Consider the following 20242-nt stretch of genomic DNA (forward strand, 5'->3'; position numbering starts at 1 on the left):
ATGCACTTCAGCGAATTGATGGCAGTTCTTTCCACGCATCCGATCCGTCTTCAACAGGAAGAAGATGATCTGGTGATTCTCGGAGACGACGAGGGGCTGGACAGTGCCACGCTCGCAAGCCTGAGCGTGCACAAGGCAGAACTGCTGACGCTGGTAGCTCGAATGGGCGGTGACTGGCTCAGTCCGGCGTTTCGCATTACCACGGACATGCTGCCGCTGGCCAATCTGAGTCAGGAGGCGATTGACAGGATCGTCGACGCAGTACCGGGAGGGGCTGGTAATGTGCAGGACATCTACCCGCTGGCGCCGTTGCAGGAAGGGATTCTCTACCATCACCTGACGGCCGGGCAGGGTGATCCCTATGTATTGCAGGCGCTGTTCGGGGCCGAGAGTCGCGAACGTCTCGATGACTTCGCCGAGGCACTGCAGGCGGTCATCGAACGCCATGACATCCTGCGCACGGCGATGGTCTGGGAAGGTCTCGACGAACCGGTGCAAGTGGTGTTGCGTGAGGCGACGCTGGCAGTGGATGAGCTGACACTGGACGCCGCCGACGGTGACATCGAAACCCGGTTGCGCGAGCATTTTGATACCCGGCATTTCCGTCTGGACCTGCGTAAAGCGCCGCTGATGCGCATGGTCTGCGTTGAAGATACCGCCAATGCGCGCTGGGTCGCTATCCTGCTGTACCACCACATTGCCATTGACCACGCGGCGATGGACCTGGTGAAACACGAGATGCAGGCCTTCCTGCTCGGTGAAGGCCATACCTTGCCTGAGACAGTGCCGTATCGCAATTACGTGGCACATGCCCGACTGGGTGTCGGGGCTGATGCTCATGAAGGTTTTTTTCGCGAAATGCTGGCCGATATCGATGAGCCAACACTGCCGTTCGGCGTGGTCGGAACGCCGGGCAGCGACTCATTGATCGAAGATGTGCGCCTGCAAGTCGATGACGTGGTGAGCGCGCGCCTGCGGACCCTGGCCCGACAGCTGGGGGTGAGTGCCGCGAGCCTGCATCACCTCGCATGGGCGCGGGTGGTGGGTGCGCTGTCAGGCAAGTCGGACGTGGTTTTCGGTACGGTGCTGATGGGCCGGATGCAGGGCGGCGACGGCGCCGATCGAGCGTTGGGTATGTTCATCAACACGTTGCCGTTACGAGTCAAGCTGGAAGGGCATGCGGTGCGCGAAGGGGTCAGAACCACCCACGCACGGCTGACCGCCTTGCTCGGTCACGAACACGCATCCCTGGCCCAGGCCCAGCGTTGCAGTGGCGTAGCCGCACCGGCACCGTTGTTCAATTCGCTGCTCAATTATCGCCACAGTGCCAGCGAACCGGTGGCCTCGTCAGAGACGCTCCAGGCCTGGCAAGGCTTGCAGAGCATGGGCAGCGAGATGCGCAGCACTTACCCGATCACGCTGTCGATCGACGACTTGGGCCAGGGCTTCAACCTGACAATTCAAGCCTTGGCACAGATCGGTGCACAGCGCATCGGCAACTATATGTTGATGGCACTCGGCGCGCTGGTAGAGGCGCTGGAGCAGCAGCCGCAAACCCCGTTGCAGCGTTTGAACATCCTCTCATCAACCGAACGCCAGCAAGTGCTGCACGATTTCAATGACACGGCACGCGACTACCCACGCAACAGCAGTCTGCAAGAACTGTTCGAGCAACGAGTGGCAGCGCAGCCCGATGCAGTGGCTGCTGTACAAGATGACCAGCAACTGACCTACCATGAGCTCAACAGTCGCGCCAACGCGCTGGCCCGTCACTTGGCCGACCTCGGCGTGCAACCGGGGGAGCGGGTGGCGTTGCTGCTGGAGCGCTCCCTTGATCTGCTGGTCGGTCAGTTGGCGATTGTCAAATGCGGGGCGGCCTATGTGCCGCTGGACATCAACGCCCCCGCCGAGCGTCAGGCATTCATGCTGCACGACTGCGGGGCGCGGCAGGTATTGACGTTGGTCCGCCATGACCTCCCTGAAGGCATCCAGCGGATCGACCTTGACCTGCTGCAACTGCCAGGCGATACGCCCAACCCGGTACCGTCAGCGTCCGCCGAGTCGGTGGCCTACATCATGTACACGTCCGGCTCCACCGGTATGCCCAAAGGCGTATTGGTGCCGCACCGTGCTGTCAGCCGCCTGGTGCTCAACAACGGATACGCTGATTTCAATGCGCAGGATCGTGTAGCGTTCGCCTCAAACCCGGCTTTCGACGCCAGCACCCTGGATGTATGGGCGCCACTGCTCAATGGCGGCTGCGTGGTCGTGGTGGCGCAATCGGTGTTGCTGTCTCTGGACGAGTTCCGCGCGCTGCTGCTGTCCCAGTCGGTCAGCGTGCTGTGGATGACTGCGGGCCTGTTCCATCAATACGCCGACGGCCTGATGGAGGCTTTCGCCAGATTGCGCTACCTGATCGTCGGCGGCGATGTGCTGGACCCGGTGGTGATCGCCCGGGTCTTGAAAGAGGGCGCCCCGCGACACTTGCTCAATGGCTACGGCCCGACCGAAGCAACGACCTTTTCCACCACCCATGAGATCACCTCGGTCGGCAACGGCGGTATTCCTGTCGGCCGCCCGATTGGCAACAGCCAGGTCTATGTGCTCGACGCCCTGCGCCAACCGGTGGCGGTGGGCGTGGTCGGGGAGCTGTACATCGGCGGGCAGGGCGTGGCCAAGGGTTACCTGAACCGCCCGGAGCTGAACGCTACGCAGTTTGTCGCCAACCCTTTCAGCGACGACGCTGGAGCCCTGTTGTACCGCACCGGTGACCTTGGCCGCTGGAACGGGGACGGGGTCATCGAGTATCTGGGCCGTAACGACGACCAGGTGAAGATCCGTGGCTTCCGTATCGAACTGGGTGAAATCGAAGCGCGTCTGGTCGAATGCCCTGGCGTCAGAGAGGCCGTGGCGCTGGCCCGCCAGGACGAGTCTGGGCAAAAACGTCTGGTGGCGTATGTCGTCGGCGATGGCAGCAGCGCCTTGACCGCAGTCGGACTGCGCCGTGAACTGGCAGCTTCGCTGGCCGAATACATGGTGCCGAGCGCTTTTGTCGTGCTGGATGCGTTCCCGCTGACCGCCAACGGCAAGCTTGATCGCCGAGCCCTGCCAGTACCGGACGCCGACGCCTACGCCAGCCGTGAATTCGAGGCACCCGAGGGTGAAGTGGAAGTCACCCTGGCGCGCTTATGGTGCGAATTGCTCAACGTTGAACGCGTCGGCCGTCACGATCACTTCTTTGAGCTCGGCGGGCATTCGCTGCTGGCCGTCAGCCTGATCGAACGCATGCGTCAGGCGGGTCTGAGCGCCGATGTACGCGTGCTGTTCAGCCAGCCTACGCTGGCCGCACTGGCCGCGGCTGTCGGCGCAGGCCATGACATCAAGGTACCGTCCAACCTGATAGATAAAGGCTGCGAGCGCATCACCCCGGAACTGTTGCCACTGGCGAATCTGACCCAGGTGCAGATCGACCAGGTGGTCGCCACCGTACCCGGCGGCGTGACCAATGTGCAGGATATATACGCGCTGGCACCGTTGCAGGAAGGCATTCTCTATCACCATATGGCAGCCGAGCAGGGCGACCCCTATGTCCTGCAGACCCAGTTCGCCTTTGACAACCGCGAGCGCCTGGACGCCTTCGTTCAGGCCTTGCAGATGGTCATCGATCGTCACGATATTCTGCGTACCGGTGTGGTCTGGGACGGTCTGGACTCCCCCGTGCAGGTGGTCTGGCGTCAAGCGAAATTGCACCTTGAGGGGCTTGAACTTGACCCGGCGGACGGTGAGATCGGCGCGCAACTGCATCGCCGCTTCGACCCGCGGCACTATCGCCTCGATATGAGCCAGGCACCGCTGATGCGTCTGGTCCATGCCGAGGACCCGCGCAACCAGCGAATCACTGCGATGCTGCTGTTCCATCACATGGCCCTGGACCATATGGCGCTGGAAGTGGTGAAGCATGAAATGCAGGCCTGGCTGCTGGGCGAGGCCGAAGCCTTGTCGGCACCTGTGCCGTACCGCAATTACGTGGCTCAGGCACGCCTGGGTGTCAGCCAGGCCGATCATGAAGTGTTTTTCCGCGACATGCTCGGCGATATCGACGAACCGACGCTGCCTTTCGGCCTGCAGGATGTGCAGGGCGATGGCCGTAATATCGAAGAAGCCGCGCTTGCAGTGGACAGCCAGTTGAACCTGCGCCTGCGCGCTCAGGCCCGACAACAGGGCGTGAGTGCAGCGAGTCTGGTGCATCTGGCCTGGGCTCAGGTGCTGGGCAAGGTTTCCGATCGTCGCGATGTGGTGTTCGGCACCGTACTGCTGGGCCGTATGCAGGCCGGCGAGGGCGCTGACAGGGCGCTGGGAATGTTCATCAACACCTTGCCGCTGCGGGTCGCCGTAGGCGGGCAAGGGGTACGCGCCGGGGTCAAGGCAACACACGCGCAACTTACCGCGTTGCTCGCTCATGAACATGCCTCACTGGCGTTGGCCCAGCGTTGCAGCGGTGTAGCCGCACCGACGCCACTGTTCAGCGCACTGCTCAATTACCGCCACAGTGCGGTTGGCAGCGCTGCAGAACGAACTGCCCAGGCCTGGCAGGGTATGCAAGCCCTGAACAGTGAAGAACGCACCAACTATCCGTTGACCTTGAACGTCGATGACGTGGGTGACGGCTTCAAACTGACCGCACTGGCGGCGACCACGGTCGGTGCGCAGCGCGTGTGTGGCTACATGCACACGGCGCTGGAACAGCTGGTGGATGCTCTTGAGTTAATGCCACAAGCGTCGTTGCAAAGTCTGTCGATTCTGCCAGCGGTCGAACGTGAGCAGTTGCTGGTGGCGTTCAACGACACCGCGCTGGATTATCCGCAGCAGCAGACCATCCATGGCTTGTTCGAAGCACAGGTCGAGCGCACGCCGGATGCGGTAGCGGTGGTTCACGGCGAACAGCGCCTGACCTATGGCGAGCTTAACGAGCAGGCCAACCGTCTGGCCCATGCCCTGCGTAAACAAGGTGTGCAGCCGGATTCGCGGGTCGGAATCTGTGTAGAGCGCGGCGTGGAAATGGTCGTCGGCTTGCTGGCGATCCTCAAGGCGGGCGGCGGTTATGTACCGCTGGATCCGGCGTATCCGGTAGAACGCATCGCTTACATGTTGCAGGACAGCGCTCCGGCAGCCGTGCTGGCCCAGTCGGCGACTGAAGCATTACTGGCCGACGTTTCGGTGCCAGTCATCAATCTTGACCTGGGCAACTGGCAGGACGAATCCGTCCAGAATCCGCAGGTGCAGGGGCTGACTTCCGCGCATCTGGCGTACCTGATCTACACCTCGGGCTCGACCGGTCTGCCAAAGGGCGTGATGATCGAGCACCGCAACACCGTGAACTTCCTGAGCTGGGCACACAGTGCTTTCGATGCTTCTGCTCTGGAAAAAACGCTGTTCTCCACCTCACTGAACTTCGACCTCGCCGTCTATGAATGCTTTGCGCCGCTCACCTCGGGCGGCAGTATCGAAGTCGTCAAGAACGTGCTGGAGCTGCAACACGGCGAGCACGATATCGGCCTGATCAACACCGTACCGTCGGCGCTTAAGGCACTGCTGGACGTTGACGGTCTGCCTGCATCGGTGCACACCGTGAACGTGGCCGGTGAAGCGCTGAAGCGCAGTCTGGTTGAGTCACTGTTCGAAAAAACAGGTGTGCAGCGCCTGTGCAACCTCTATGGCCCTTCGGAAACCACCACCTATTCAAGCTGGGTGGCCATGGATCGCGAAGACGGCTTCGCAGCGCACATCGGCAAGCCGGTCGGCAATACGCAGTTTTACCTGCTGGACGAGCAACAGCAGCCTGTGCCACTGGGTGTAGCCGGTGAGATCTACATCGGCGGTGCCGGTGTGGCGCGGGGTTATCTGAACCGCGACGATCTGACCGCCGAGCGCTTCCTCAAAGACCCGTTCAGCCAAAACCCAGCGGCACGCATGTACCGCACCGGCGACCTGGGCCGCTACCTGCCGGATGGCAATATCGAATACCTCGGTCGTAACGATGATCAGGTGAAGATCCGTGGCTTCCGTATCGAACTCGGCGAGATCGATGCGCGTCTTGCCAAACACCCGGCGGTCCATGAAGCGGTGGTCACCGCGCGCGAAGATGTGCCGGGCGACAAGCGTCTGGTGGCTTATTACACCCTGGCGGCCGGGCAAGCCGTGGTCGACATCGACAGCCTGCGCAGGCATTTGCAGGAAAAGCTGCCTGAGTACATGGTGCCGGCCATTTATGTACGGCTTGAGGCCATGCCGCTGACACCGAACGGCAAACTCGACCGCAAGGCCCTGCCGGCGCCGGAAAGTGACTCACTGATCAGCCGCGAATACGAAGCCCCACAAGGCGAAGTCGAAACGCAGATCGCGGCTGTCTGGCAAGACCTGCTGGGCGTTGCCCGGATTGGTCGTCACGACAACTTCTTCGAACTCGGCGGCCATTCGCTGCTGGCGGTGAGCCTGATCGGGCGTATGCGCCAGTTGGGCCTGAGCACCGATATACGCGTACTGTTCAGTCAGCCGACCCTGGCCGCACTGGCTGCTGCAGTCGGCGGTAGCACGGACATCGTGGTGCCAGCCAATCTGATCACCGAGGATTGCCAACGCATCACGCCTGAATTGCTGCCACTGGCCGACCTGACCCAGGCACAGATCGATCAAGTGGTCGCCAGCGTGCCGGGCGGCGTGGCGAATGTGCAGGACATCTACCCGCTGGCCCCCTTGCAGGAAGGCATTCTCTATCACCATATCGCTGCGGAGCAGGGCGATCCCTACGTACTGCAGGCCCATTTCGCTTTCGATGACCGCGCAAGTCTGGACGCCTTCGTTCAGGCTTTGCAGGCCGTCATCGAGCGTCACGACATTCTGCGCACCGCTATGCTCTGGAAAGGTCTGGACTCACCCGTGCAGGTCGTCTGGCGCCACGCGCAGTTGCCTCTCGAGAGGCTGCACATCGACACGGCAGCCGGCGATATCGGCGCGCAACTGCACAGTCACTTCGACCCGCGTCATCATCGTCTTGATGTCACTCAGGCACCGCTGATGCGCCTGGCCTATGCCGAGGACCCGCTGAGCGAGCGGATCTGCGCGATGTTGTTATTCCATCACATGGTTCTCGATAACATGGCGATGGCCGTGGTGCAGCATGAAATGCAGGCCTGGTTGTTGGGCGAAGCGCAAACCCTGTCGGCACCCGTGCCGTATCGCAATTATGTGGCCCAGGCACGCCTGGGCGTCAGCCGGGCCGAGCACGAAGCGTTTTTCCGCGACATGCTCGGTGATGTGGACGAACCGACGCTGCCGTTCGGTCTGATGAATGTGCAGGGCGATGGCCTTGATATCGAGGAAGCCAACCTTGCGCTGGCCCCTCGGTTGAACCTGAGACTGCGCGCTCAGGCCCGACAACAGGGCGTGAGCGCTGCCAGTCTGGTGCACCTGGCCTGGGCTCAGGTGTTGAGCACGGTTTCAAACCGGCAGGACGTGGTGTTCGGCACCGTGCTGATGGGCCGGATGCAGGCCGGCGAAGGCGCAGAGCGGGCATTGGGGATGTTCATCAACACCTTGCCGCTGCGGGTTTCGGTGGGCGGGAAGAGTGTGCGTGACGGGGTCAAGGCCACTCATGAAAGCCTGACCGCCTTGCTGGGTCATGAGCATGCTTCGCTGGCGCTGGCTCAGCGTTGCAGCGGCATTACCGCACCGACGCCACTGTTCAGTTCGCTGCTCAATTATCGCCACGGTACGCCTGGCAGCGTATCCGAGCGGGCTACCCAGGCCTGGCAGGGTATTCATACGCTGAACAGCGAAGAACGCACCAACTATCCATTGACCTTGAACGTCGATGACTCCGGTGAAGGCTTCAACCTGAACGTACTGGTCAGCAGCGCCGTGGGTGCCAAACGGGTCTGCGGTTACATGCAGACCGTGCTGGAGCATCTGGTGGATGCGCTGGAACAGTCACCGTCTTCGGCCCTCGACAGCCTGCCGATCCTGCCTGTTGCCGAGCGTGAGCAGTTGCTGGTGGCGTTCAACGACACCGCGCTGGATTACCCGCCCGAACAGACCATTCATGGCTTGTTCGAAGCACAGGTCGAGCGAACTCCGGATGCGGTAGCGGTGGTTCACGGCGAACAGCGCCTGACCTATCGCGAGCTTAACGAGCAGGCCAACCGCTTGGCCCATGCCTTGCGCAAGCAGGGCGTGCAGCCGGATTCCCGCGTCGGGATCTGTGTCGAGCGCAGTGCCGAGATGGTCGTCGGTCTGCTGGCTATCCTCAAGGCGGGCGGCGGGTATGTGCCGCTGGATCCGGCGTATCCGGTAGAACGCATCGCTTACATGTTGCAGGACAGCGCTCCGGCTGCCGTGCTGGCTCAAACCGCTACCCAGGGCTTGCTGGCCGATGTTTCGGTGCCTGTGATCAATCTGGACCTCAGCGATTGGCAGGACGAATCCGTCCGGAATCCGCAGGTGGCGGAGCTGACTTCGGCGCATCTGGCGTACCTGATCTACACCTCGGGTTCCACCGGCCTGCCGAAAGGCGTGATGATCGAACACCGCAACACCGTGAACTTCCTGAGCTGGGCACACAGTGCATTCGACGCTTCTGCACTGGAAAAGACGCTGTTCGCCACCTCGCTGAACTTCGACCTCGCGGTCTACGAATGCTTTGCGCCGCTGACGTCGGGCGGCAGCATCGAAGTCGTCAAGAACGTGCTGGAGCTGCAACACGGCGAGCACGACATCGGCCTGATCAACACCGTACCGTCGGCGCTGAAAGCGCTGCTGGAAGCTAACGGCCTGCCGGCATCGGTGCACACTGTGAACGTGGCCGGTGAAGCGCTGAAACGCAGCCTGGTGGAGAGCCTTTTCGAAAAAACCAGCGTGCAGCGCCTGTGCAACCTCTATGGCCCTTCGGAAACCACCACCTATTCGAGCTGGGTGGCGATGGATCGCGAAGAAGGCTTCGCTGCGCACATCGGCAAACCGGTCGGCAACACACAGTTTTACCTGTTGAATGAACAGCAACAGCCCGTTCCACTGGGCGTTGTGGGCGAGATCTACATCGGCGGCGCCGGTGTGGCCCGTGGCTACCTGAACCGTGACGACCTGACCGCCGAGCGCTTCCTCAAAGACCCGTTCAGCCAGCAGCCTGCGGCACGTATGTACCGCACTGGCGACCTGGGTCGCTATCTGCCAGACGGCAATATCGAATACCTGGGCCGTAACGACGATCAGGTGAAGATCCGTGGTTTCCGTATCGAACTGGGTGAGATCGATGCACGTTTGGCCAAACACCCGGCGGTCCATGAAGCGGTAGTCACCGCGCGCGAGGACATTCCGGGCGACAAGCGTCTGGTGGCTTATTACACCGTCCAGGCAGCCCACACTGAGCCGGACATCGATAGCCTGCGCGACTGGCTGCAGGAGCAACTGCCGGCCTACATGATCCCTGTGGCCTATGTGCGTCTCGACGCAATGCCGCTGACCCCGAACGGCAAACTCGACCGCAAGGCCCTGCCGGCACCGGACGGCGATGCACTGATCCGTGGCGGCTACGAGGAGCCACAAGGCGCAGTGGAAATCGCTCTGGCGAAGATCTGGAGCGACTTGCTCAAGCTCGAACGTGTCGGTCGCCACGACCATTTCTTTGAACTCGGCGGGCATTCGTTGCTGGCGGTGAGCCTGATCGAACGCATGCGCCAGGCTGGTCTGAGTGCCAACGTGCGTACGCTGTTCAGTCAACCGACCCTGGCGGCACTGGCCGCAGCGGCAGGCGCGGTCGACGATCTGGTTATTCCGGCCAATGGCATTCCTGCGGATTGCCAGAGAATCACTCCGGACATGCTGCCGTTGATCGACCTCAGTCAGGAGCAGATCGACCAGGTGGTGGCCTGCGTGCCCGGCGGCGCAGCGAACGTGCAGGACATCTATCCGTTGGCGCCGTTACAGGAAGGCATTCTCTATCACCACATCAGCGCCGAACGGGGCGACCCCTATGTGCTGCAGGCGCAGTTTGCCTTTGACAGCCGCGCACACGTGGACACCTTCGCCAAAGCGCTGCAAATGGTCATCAACCGCCATGACATTCTGCGCACGTCCATGCACTGGGAAAGCCTCGATGAGCCGTTGCAGGTGGTCTGGCGCCAGGTCGAGCTCAGCGTCGAAGAGGTTGAGTTCGACTCTGGCCTCGATGAGATAACCCGTCAGTTGCAGGATCACCTCGATCTGAGCCAGGTACGTCTGGACATCCGTCAGGCACCCTTGATGCGCCTGGTATGCGCCCTGGACAGCGGCAACGAACGCTGGCTGGCAACCTTGATGTTCCACCACATGATCCTTGATCACACCGCCCTGGATCAGGTGCAGCATGAAATGCAGGTCTGCCTGCTCGGTCAGGTCGGGCAACTTGGCGACTCCGTTCCCTACCGCAATTATGTCGCTCAGGCCCGACTAGGCCTGAACGAGCAGGACCACGAGCAGTTCTTCCAGGACATGCTCGGCGACATCGACGAACCGACCCTGCCGTTCGGCCTGCACGATGTGCAAGGCGACGGCAGCGCTCTCGATCATGCCCGTCTGCAGCTGGACGGCGCTTTGAACCAACGCCTGAGAGTTCAGGCGCGGCAACTCGGGGTCAGTGCGGCAAGCCTGATCCACCTGGCGTTCGCGCAAATGCTGGGCCGCCTCAGCGGGCGTGAACAGGTGGTGTTCGGCACCATTCTGATGGGCCGGATGCAGAGCGGTCAGGGTGCCGAACGAGCCCTTGGCATGTTCATCAATACCTTGCCGCTACGGGTAGACCTGGGCGAGCAGGGCGTGCGTGACGGGGTCAAGGCCACGCACCGGCGCTTGACCGGGTTACTCGGGCATGAACACGCCTCGCTGGCACTGGCCCAGCGCTGCAGTGGCGTGGTCGCACCGACGCCGCTGTTTAGCGCCTTGCTCAATTATCGCCACAGCAACGTTGCCGTGACCGACGAGGCACTGACCGCTTGGAGTGGCATACAGTCGCTGGGGCTGGCCGATGAAGAACGCACCAACTACCCATTGACGGTCAACGTCGACGATACGAGTGAAGGTTTTCTGTTCACCTCGCTGGTAACGGCGAGCATCGGCGCACAGCGTGTGTGTGACTATTTGCAACTGGCCGTAGAGGGGCTGGTCGATGCGCTGGAACAGGCACCGCAAACCCCGCTGCACGCCATTTCGATTCTGCCGCCCAGCGAGCGTGCGCAGTTGCTCGAACACTGGAACCTGCCCGCCAAGACCGATACAGACGAAATACCGATCCATCTGCAATTCGAAGCCCGTGCAGCGGAACGACCAGACGCCGTCGCGTTGATGTTCGAAGCGCAATCCCTGAGCTACGGCGAACTCAACGCCCGCGCCAACCAGGTCGCCCATCGTTTGCTGGCCTTGGGTGTGCGCCCGGATGATCGGGTGGCGATCTGCGTCGAGCGTGGCCCGGCAATGATTATCGGCCTGCTGGGTATTCTCAAATCCGGCGCCGGTTACGTGCCGCTGGACCCGGCGTACCCCCTTGAGCGCCTAGCCTACACCCTCGGCGACAGCGCACCGGTGGCGTTGTTGAGCCAGCAGTCAGTGCAGCAAGCCTTGCCGGTGACGGAATTACCCGTCATCAGTCTCGACGATGCCGACTTGCAGGACGAATCCGTCTGCAACCCCGAGGTACCGGGGCTGACGGCTACGAGTCTGGCCTACGTCATCTACACCTCCGGTTCAACCGGTCTGCCCAAAGGCGTGATGGTTGAGCATCGCAACGTGGCGCGGCTGTTTTCGGCCACCGCAGACTGGTTCGCGTTTGGCGAACAGGATGTCTGGGCGCTGTTCCACTCGTTCGCCTTTGACTTCTCGGTCTGGGAAATCTGGGGCGCATTGCTGCACGGCGGCCGTCTGTTGATCGTCCCGCAACTGGTCAGCCGTTCGCCTGAAGACTTCTACAACCTGGTATGCAGTGCCGGGGTGACGGTGCTCAACCAGACGCCAAGTGCGTTCCGCCAACTGATTGCTGCACAGGGCGAGGACGGGCAGGCACATTCGTTGCGCCAGGTGATTTTCGGTGGTGAAGCGCTGGAAACGGCGATGCTCAAGCCGTGGTACGCCCGCAACGTGAATGCCGGTACACAACTGGTAAACATGTACGGCATTACCGAAACCACCGTGCACGTCACCTATTACCCATTGCAGCCCGAAGACGCCCAGCGCGTTGGTGCCAGCCCGATCGGCAAACGCATCCCGGACCTGCAGCTTTATCTGCTCGACGCCCATGGCGAACCGGTGCCGGTAGGTGTGATCGGCGAGCTGTACGTGGGCGGTGCCGGTGTGGCACGTGGCTACCTGAACCGAGAAGCACTGACGGCCGAGCGTTTCATCGATAACCCGTTCAGTACGGCGCCGGGTGCGCGGCTGTACCGCACCGGCGACCTGGGACGCTGGCTGGCCGACGGCAGCCTGGAATACCTGGGCCGCAACGACGAACAGGTCAAGATTCGCGGCTTCCGCATCGAACTGGGCGAGATCGAAGCGCAACTCGCCGCGTGTGAGGGTGTGCAGGATGCGCTGATGCTGGTCCGCGAAGACGAACCGGGCGACAAGCGTCTGGTGGCCTATGTCATTGGTACGGCGGGCGTCGAACTGGACGCTAGCCGATTGCGCGAGCAACTGCGCCTGTCGCTGGCCGAGTACATGCTGCCAAGTGCCTTTGTCAGCCTGGAAAGTTTCCCGTTGACGGCCAACGGCAAGCTCGACCGCAAGGCGTTGCCAGCGCCCGACAGCTCGGCGGTGGCCAGTCGCGGCTATGAAGCGCCCGAAGGCGACACCGAGATGGCTATTGCGCGGATCTGGCAAGACCTGCTGCAACTGGAGCAGGTCGGTCGTCATGACCACTTCTTCGAACTGGGCGGCCACTCGCTACTGGCCGTGAAACTGATCGAACGCATGCGTCAGATCGATCTGGTTGCCGACGTGCGTGTGCTGTTCAGCCAGCCGACCTTGTCTGCACTGGCGGCAGCGGTGGGCGGCAAGGGTGCAGTGGAAGTACCCGCCAACCTTATTCCCGCCGGCTGTGAGCGCATCACCCCGGACATGCTGCCGCTGGTGTCGCTCAGCCAGGATGATATCGACCGAGTGGTAGAAAATGTGCCCGGCGGTCTGGCCAACGTGCAGGACATCTATGCCCTGGCGCCGTTGCAGGAGGGGATTTTGTATCACCACCTTGCCGCAGCCGAGGGTGACCCCTATCTGCAGTACGCCCTGTTTGCCTTTGACAGCCTCGAGCGTCTGCACAGTTTTGCCCAGGCCCTGCAAGGCGTGATCGCCCGGCACGATATCCTGCGCACCGCCGTGCTTTGGGAGCGTCTCGACGCCCCCGTCCAGGTGGTCTGGCGTGAAGCGACCCTGGGCCTGGATGAGCAGCTGCTGGACCCGGCCGATGGCGATATCACCGAACAACTGATCAAGCGCCTGGACCCTCGTCACACGCGCCTGGACATCCGTCAGGCACCGATGCTGCGTATTGGCTATGCGCAGGACGAAGTGAACCACCGCTGGCTGGGCATGCTGCTGTTCCATCACCTGGTGGACGATGCCACCTCGCTGCGTATTCTGAGCAGCGAAATCGAGGCCTATATGCTGGGTCAGCAAGCCTCGCTGCCGCCGTCCGTGCCTTATCGCAACTACGTGGCGCAAGCCATGCTCGGCGTCAGCCGTGAAGAGCACGAGACGTTTTTCCGCGACATGCTCGGTGACATCGATGAACCGACGCTGCCGTTCGGCCTGCAGGACGTGCAGGGCGACGGAAGCGGTATCGAGGAAGTGCGCCAGCTGGTCGACGTGGATCTGAGTCGCCGCCTGCGCGTACAGGCTCGCCAGCTGGGGGTCAGCTCCGCCAGTCTGTATCACCTGGCATGGGCCCGTGTTCTGGGCGCAGTGTCAGGCAAGGATGACGTGGTGTTCGGCACCGTGTTGCTCGGCCGCCTGCAGGGTGGTGCCGGGTCTGACCGGGCGCTGGGAATGTTCATCAACACCTTGCCGCTGCGGGTCACGCTGGGCGAGCAGGGCGTACGCAGCGGCCTGAAAGCCACCCACGCACGACTCAGCGGCCTGCTGGCCCATGAACATGCCTCGCTGGTACTGGCCCAACGTTGCAGTGGTGTACCCGCTTCGACGCCACTGTTCAGCTCGCTGCTCAACTTCCGCCACACCGGTGATGTCGGTGCAAGCGACCAGGCGCTGGTCGCGTGGGAAGGCATTCAGGCGCTGCACGGCGAAGAACGCACCAACTACCCGCTGACCCTGTGCGTGGATGATCTGGGCGAAGGTTTCGCCCTGACCATCATGGCCGAAGGGCAGATCGGTGCCAAACGTGTGTGTACCTACATGCACTGTGTGCTGGAAAACCTGGTGCAAGCACTGGAACAGACCCCGGACGCTGCGCTGGGAGCGCTGAATATCCTGCCCGCGATCGAGCGCCAGCAGCTGCTGGAAAGCTGGAACACCCCGCATGCCCTGCAGGCCGACGACGCCCTGATCCACCGTACCTTCGAAGCCTGGGTGGTGGCGCAGCCGAATGCCGTGGCCCTGCATTATGAAGACCGCACACTGACCTACGCCGAGCTGAACACCCGCGCCAATCAGGTAGCCCATTGTCTGATCGGCCTGGGCGTGCAGCCGGATGACCGGGTGGCGATCTGTGTCGAGCGCAGCCTGGAAATGATTGTCGGCCTGCTCGGAGTGCTCAAGTCCGGTGCGGGCTACGTACCGATTGACCCGGCCTATCCGGCCGAGCGTATTGCCTATCAGTTGCAGGACAGCGCCCCGGTGGCGGTGCTGGCCGATGCTGCGGGGCTGGCGCTGCTGGGCACGTTCGACGGCCCACGCGTGGATTTACACAGTCCGGCATTGCAGGCCCAACCGGGTAACAATCCACAGCTGACCGGGCTCAGCTCGCGCCACCTGGCGTATGTCATCTACACCTCCGGCTCGACCGGCCTGCCCAAGGGCGTAATGGTCGAGCACCGCAACGTGGCCCGGCTGTTCTCGGCCACCCAGAGCTGGTTTGGCTTCAATGAGCAGGATGTCTGGGCGTTGTTCCATTCATTCGCGTTCGACTTCTCGGTCTGGGAAATCTGGGGTGCGCTGTTGCACGGCGGGCGTTTGCTGATCGTGCCGCAGTTGGTCAGCCGCTCTCCGCAAGACTGCTACGCGCTGTTGTGCAGCGCCGAAGTGACGGTGCTCAACCAGACCCCGAGCGCGTTCCGCCAGTTGCTCAGTGCCCAGGGCGAGAGCGATCAGCGGCACTCCTTGCGCCAGCTGATTTTTGGTGGCGAAGCGCTGGACACCGGGATCCTCAAGCCGTGGTACGCCAGGGTGATCAACGCCGGTACGCAGTTGGTGAACATGTATGGCATCACCGAAACCACGGTGCATGTGACCTATCACCCCCTGGTGGCGGCAGATGCGCAGCGTGCGGGCGTGAGCCCTATTGGTGTGCGCATTCCCGATTTGCAGTTGTATGTGCTCGACGCGCGCCGCGAGCCGGTGCCGGTGGGTGTGGTCGGCGAGCTGTATGTCGGCGGCGCCGGTGTCGCGCGGGGCTACTTGAATCGTGAAGCGTTGACGGCCGAGCGTTTCATGGCGAATCCGTTCAGCAAGGATCCTCAGGCGCGCCTGTACCGAACCGGCGACCTGGGTCGCTGGATGGACGATGGCAGTCTCGATTACCTGGGCCGCAACGACGATCAAGTCAAAATCCGTGGTTTCCGTATCGAACTGGGAGAAATCCAGGCTGCGCTGGCCGCTTGCGACACGGTCCGCGAAGCGCTGGTGCTGGTCCGCGAGGATCAACCGGGCGACAAGCGCCTGGTAGCCTATGTGATCGCCGCGCCGGGCCAGGAGATCGTCGCGGCTGACTTGCGCGCACGATTGCTGCTGTCTCTGGCCGACTACATGGTGCCCAGTGCTTTTGTGGCAATGGACAGTTTCCCGCTGACCGCCAACGGTAAGCTCGACCAAAAGGCGTTGCCCGCACCGGATGCGCAGGCACTGGCAATGCGTGAGTACGCGCCGCCCGAGGGCGATGTCGAGATCGCCATCGCGCAGATCTGGCAGTCTCTGCTGCAAGTGCCACAGGTTGGCCGCCACGATCATTTCTTCGAGCTGGGCGGGCATTCGTTGCTGGCCGTCAAACTGATCGAGCGCATGCGTCAGATCGACCTGTCGGCCGATGTGCGGGTGCTGTTCAGCCAGCCGACCCTTGCCGCGCTCGCTGCGGCAGTGGGCGGGTACACCGACGTGCAGGTGCCGGATAACCTGATTGTGCCGGGCTGCGAGCGCATTACCCCTGACATGCTGCCGCTGGCTGATCTGGATCAGGCAGCGATTGATCGGGTCGTCGCCAGCGTGCCGGGCGGCCTGGCCAACATCCAGGACATCTACGCCCTGGCCCCCTTGCAGGAAGGCATTCTGTATCACCATCTGGCGACGGATGAAGGTGACCCCTATGTCTTGCAGATGCTCCTCGCGTTCGATGATCGCGAGTGCCTGGCCGGATTCGCAGCGGCCTTGCAGAGCGTGGTCGAACGCCACGACATTCTGCGCACCGGCGTGGTCTGGGAAGGGCTTGAGCAGCCGGTACAGGTGGTCTGGCGCAACGCGAAACTGAGCCTGGAAGAGGTGGCCATCGATCCGCTCGACGGTGACGTGCTGACACGACTACGCGAGCGTTTTGACCCGCGTCACTATCGCCTGGACATCGGCCAGGCGCCGCTGATGCGCATCGCCTATGCCGAGGACAACACCCACCAGCGTCTGGTCGGCATGTTGCTATTCCACCATCTGGCGCTGGATCACACCTCACTGGAAGTAGTGGTGGAGGAAATGCAGGCCAGCCTGCAGGGGCAGATCGAACAATTGCCGGCGCCGGTGCCTTATCGCAACCATGTGGCACAGGCGCGTCTGGGGATCAGCCAGGCCGAGCACGAAGCGTTTTTCCGCGACATGCTCGGCGACATCGATGAACCGACCCTCGCTTACGGCCTACAGGACGTGCAGGGTGATGGCAGCGGTATCGAGGAAGTGCATCAGGTGCTCGACAGCCAGCTGAGCAGCCGTATACGCAGCATTGCGCGGCAGTTGGGGGTTAGCGCTGCAAGCCTGGCGCACCTGGCATGGGCTCAGGTGGCAGGTCGGGTCTCGGGCCGTGAAGAAGTGGTGTTCGGCACCGTACTGATGGGCCGCATGCAGGGCGGCAGCGGTGCCGACCGGGCGCTGGGAATGTTCATCAACACCTTACCGCTGCGCATCAGCGTCGGCAGCCAGAGCGCTCTGGCGGCGGTCAAGGTCACTCACCAGCGTCTGTCGGCCCTGCTGGGGCATGAGCATGCCTCGCTGTCGCTGGCCCAGCGCTGCAGCGGCGTGCCGAGCTCGCTGCCGCTGTTCAGTACCTTGCTCAACTACCGCCACAGCAACGGCGGTGCGGCCTCGACCGACACATTGTCGGCCTGGCAGGGCATTCAGACCCTGAGCATGGAGGAACGGACCAACTATCCGCTGTGCCTGAACGTCGATGACCTGGGCGATGACTTCACGCTCACCATTCAGGCCGTCAAGCAAATCAGTGCCACGCGCATCGGCGAGTACATGCAGGTTGCACTGCGCAGCCTGGTAGAAGCGCTGGAACACACGCCGCAAGCAGCGCTGAACAGCCTGGCGATACTGCCGGACGATGAGCGCGAGCTGTTGCTGGCGGGCTTCAATGACACCGCCCATCCTTATCCGCGCGATGTTCTGATCCACCAACTGATCGAACAACAGGCTGCTCAGCGTCCGGATGCCTGCGCCGTAAGCGGCGACAGCGGTGCGTTGCTCACTTACGCCAAGCTCAACCAACAGGCCAACCAGCTCGCCCATCGTCTGATCGAACTGGGCGTGGAGCCTGATGCGCGTGTCGCGGTCAGCCTGCGTCGCGGCCCGGAAATGGTCGTGGCGCTGTTGGGTATCCTCAAGGCCGGTGGCGCCTACGTGCCGATCGACCCGGATCTGCCCAGCGCTCGCCGGGCCTACATGCTTGAAAACAGCGCCCCCCATGCGGTGCTGACCAGTCAGGATCTGCTGGCAGATCTGCCAGCCCTTAGCATTCCGGTGCTGGTGCTCGACGGTCGTGACGACCGCGCCCAGCTTGCCGCACAGCCAGTCAGCAACCCGGATGCCAGGGCCCTGGGTCTGCAGCCGAATCATCTGGCCTACGTGCTCTACACCTCGGGTTCCACCGGGCAGCCCAAAGGCGTGATGAACGAACACCTGGGCGTGGCCAACCGCCTGCTCTGGGCTCGCGACGCCTATCAAGTGAACAGTCAGGATCGCGTGCTGCAAAAGACCCCGTTCGGCTTCGACGTGTCAGTCTGGGAGTTTTTCCTGCCATTGCTGGCCGGTGCCGAACTGGTCATGGCACGTCCCGGTGGCCATCAGGAGCCGGATTACCTGGCGCAGGTAATGAGTGACGCGGGCATTACCCTGCTGCACTTCGTGCCTTCAATGCTCGATGTATTCCTGGAACACCGTTCGAATCGCGACTTCCCGCAACTGCGCCGCGTGCTGTGCAGCGGCGAGGCCTTGCCTCGTGCGTTGCAGCGCCGCTTCGAGCAACACCTCAAGGGTGTTGAACTGCACAACCTGTATGGCCCGACCGAAGCGGCCATCGACGTGACTGCGTGGGAATGCCGCCCGACAGATCCTGGCGACAGCGTGCCCATCGGTCGCCCGATTGCCAACATTCAGATGCACGTGCTGAATGCCCAAGGCCAGCTGCAACCGCTGGGCGTGGCCGGTGAGCTGCACATTGGCGGTATCGGCGTGGCACGAGGTTACCTGAACCAGCCGGAGTTGAGCTCCGAGCGTTTCATCGCCGACCCGTTTTCCAGCGATCCGCAGGCACGTCTTTACAAAACCGGCGACGTGGGTCGCTGGCTGGCCAATGGCGCGCTGGAGTACCTGGGCCGCAATGACTTCCAGGTGAAGATTCGCGGCCTGCGCATCGAAATCGGTGAAGTCGAGGCCGCGTTGGCCAAACACCCGGCGGTTCACGAAGCGGTGGTCACCGCTCGCGAAGACATCCCCGGTGACAAACGCCTTGTGGCTTACTACACACAGTCTGCCGAGCAGACTGCTGTCGATATCGAAACCCTGCGCAGTCACCTGCAGCAACAGTTGCCGGAGTACATGGTTCCGGCCATTTATGTGCTGCTTGAGGCCATGCCACTGACGCCGAACGGCAAGCTGGATCGCAAGGCGCTGCCAGCACCGGACAGTGACGCGCTGATCAGCCGTGGCTACGAAGCACCGCAAGGCGAAACCGAAGAGCAGATCGCGGTTATCTGGCAAGACCTGCTGGGCGTCGAGCAGGTCGGGCGTCACGACAACTTCTTCGAACTCGGCGGTCACTCGCTGCTGGCCGTCAGCCTCACCGGGCGTATGCGCCAGTTGGGCCTGAGTGCCGATGTGCGCGTGCTGTTCAGCCAGCCCACCCTGGCCGCACTGGCCGCACTGGCCGCAGCCGTGGGCGGCGGCACCGAGATTGTGGTGCCAGCCAACCTGATCACCGGGGATTGCCAGCGCATTACGCCTGACCTGCTGCCACTGGCCGACCTGACTCAGGCGCAGATCGATCAAGTCGTAGCAACTGTGCCGGGCGGCATAGCCAATGTGCAGGACATCTACGCACTGGCACCGTTGCAGGCAGGCATCCTTTATCACCATCTGGCCGCCGAAGTCGGTGACCCCTATGTGCTGCAGACGCAGTTCGCCTTCGCTGACAGCGAGCGCCTGAACGCCTTCGTTCAGGCCTTGCAGATGGTCATCGACCGCCACGACATTCTGCGCACCAGCGTGGTATGGGACGGTCTGGACTCACCGGTGCAAGTGGTCTGGCGTCAGGCCCGGTTGCACCTTGACGCGCTTGAGCTTGATCCGGCAGACGGCGATATCGGTGCGCAACTGCACAGCCGCTTCGATCCGCGCCATTACCGTCTGAACGTCGGCCAGGCACCGCTGATGCGTGTGGCCTATGCCGAAGACCCGCTCAATCAGCGCATCTGCGCGCTGCTGTTGTTCCACCACATGGCGCTGGACCACGTGGCGCTGGAAGTGGTGAAGCATGAAATGCAGGCCTGGCTGGCGGGCGAGGCAGACAGCCTGG

1 protein-coding gene (cut by a window edge) is annotated in these 20242 nt (G+C 62.5%); it reads left to right on the forward strand.

What is annotated here, in order from left to right; genetic code table 11:
* The coding region annotated (gene sypC / locus BLR20_RS04230; protein WP_074594534.1) for a syringopeptin non-ribosomal peptide synthetase SypC crosses the window boundary (this coding region is incomplete at its 3' end): on the forward strand, positions 1 to 20242 show 20242 of its 28547 nt. The annotated region continues 8305 nt past the right edge of the window.

This window comes from Pseudomonas congelans (assembly GCF_900103225.1).
Taxonomy (GTDB): domain Bacteria; phylum Pseudomonadota; class Gammaproteobacteria; order Pseudomonadales; family Pseudomonadaceae; genus Aquipseudomonas; species Aquipseudomonas congelans.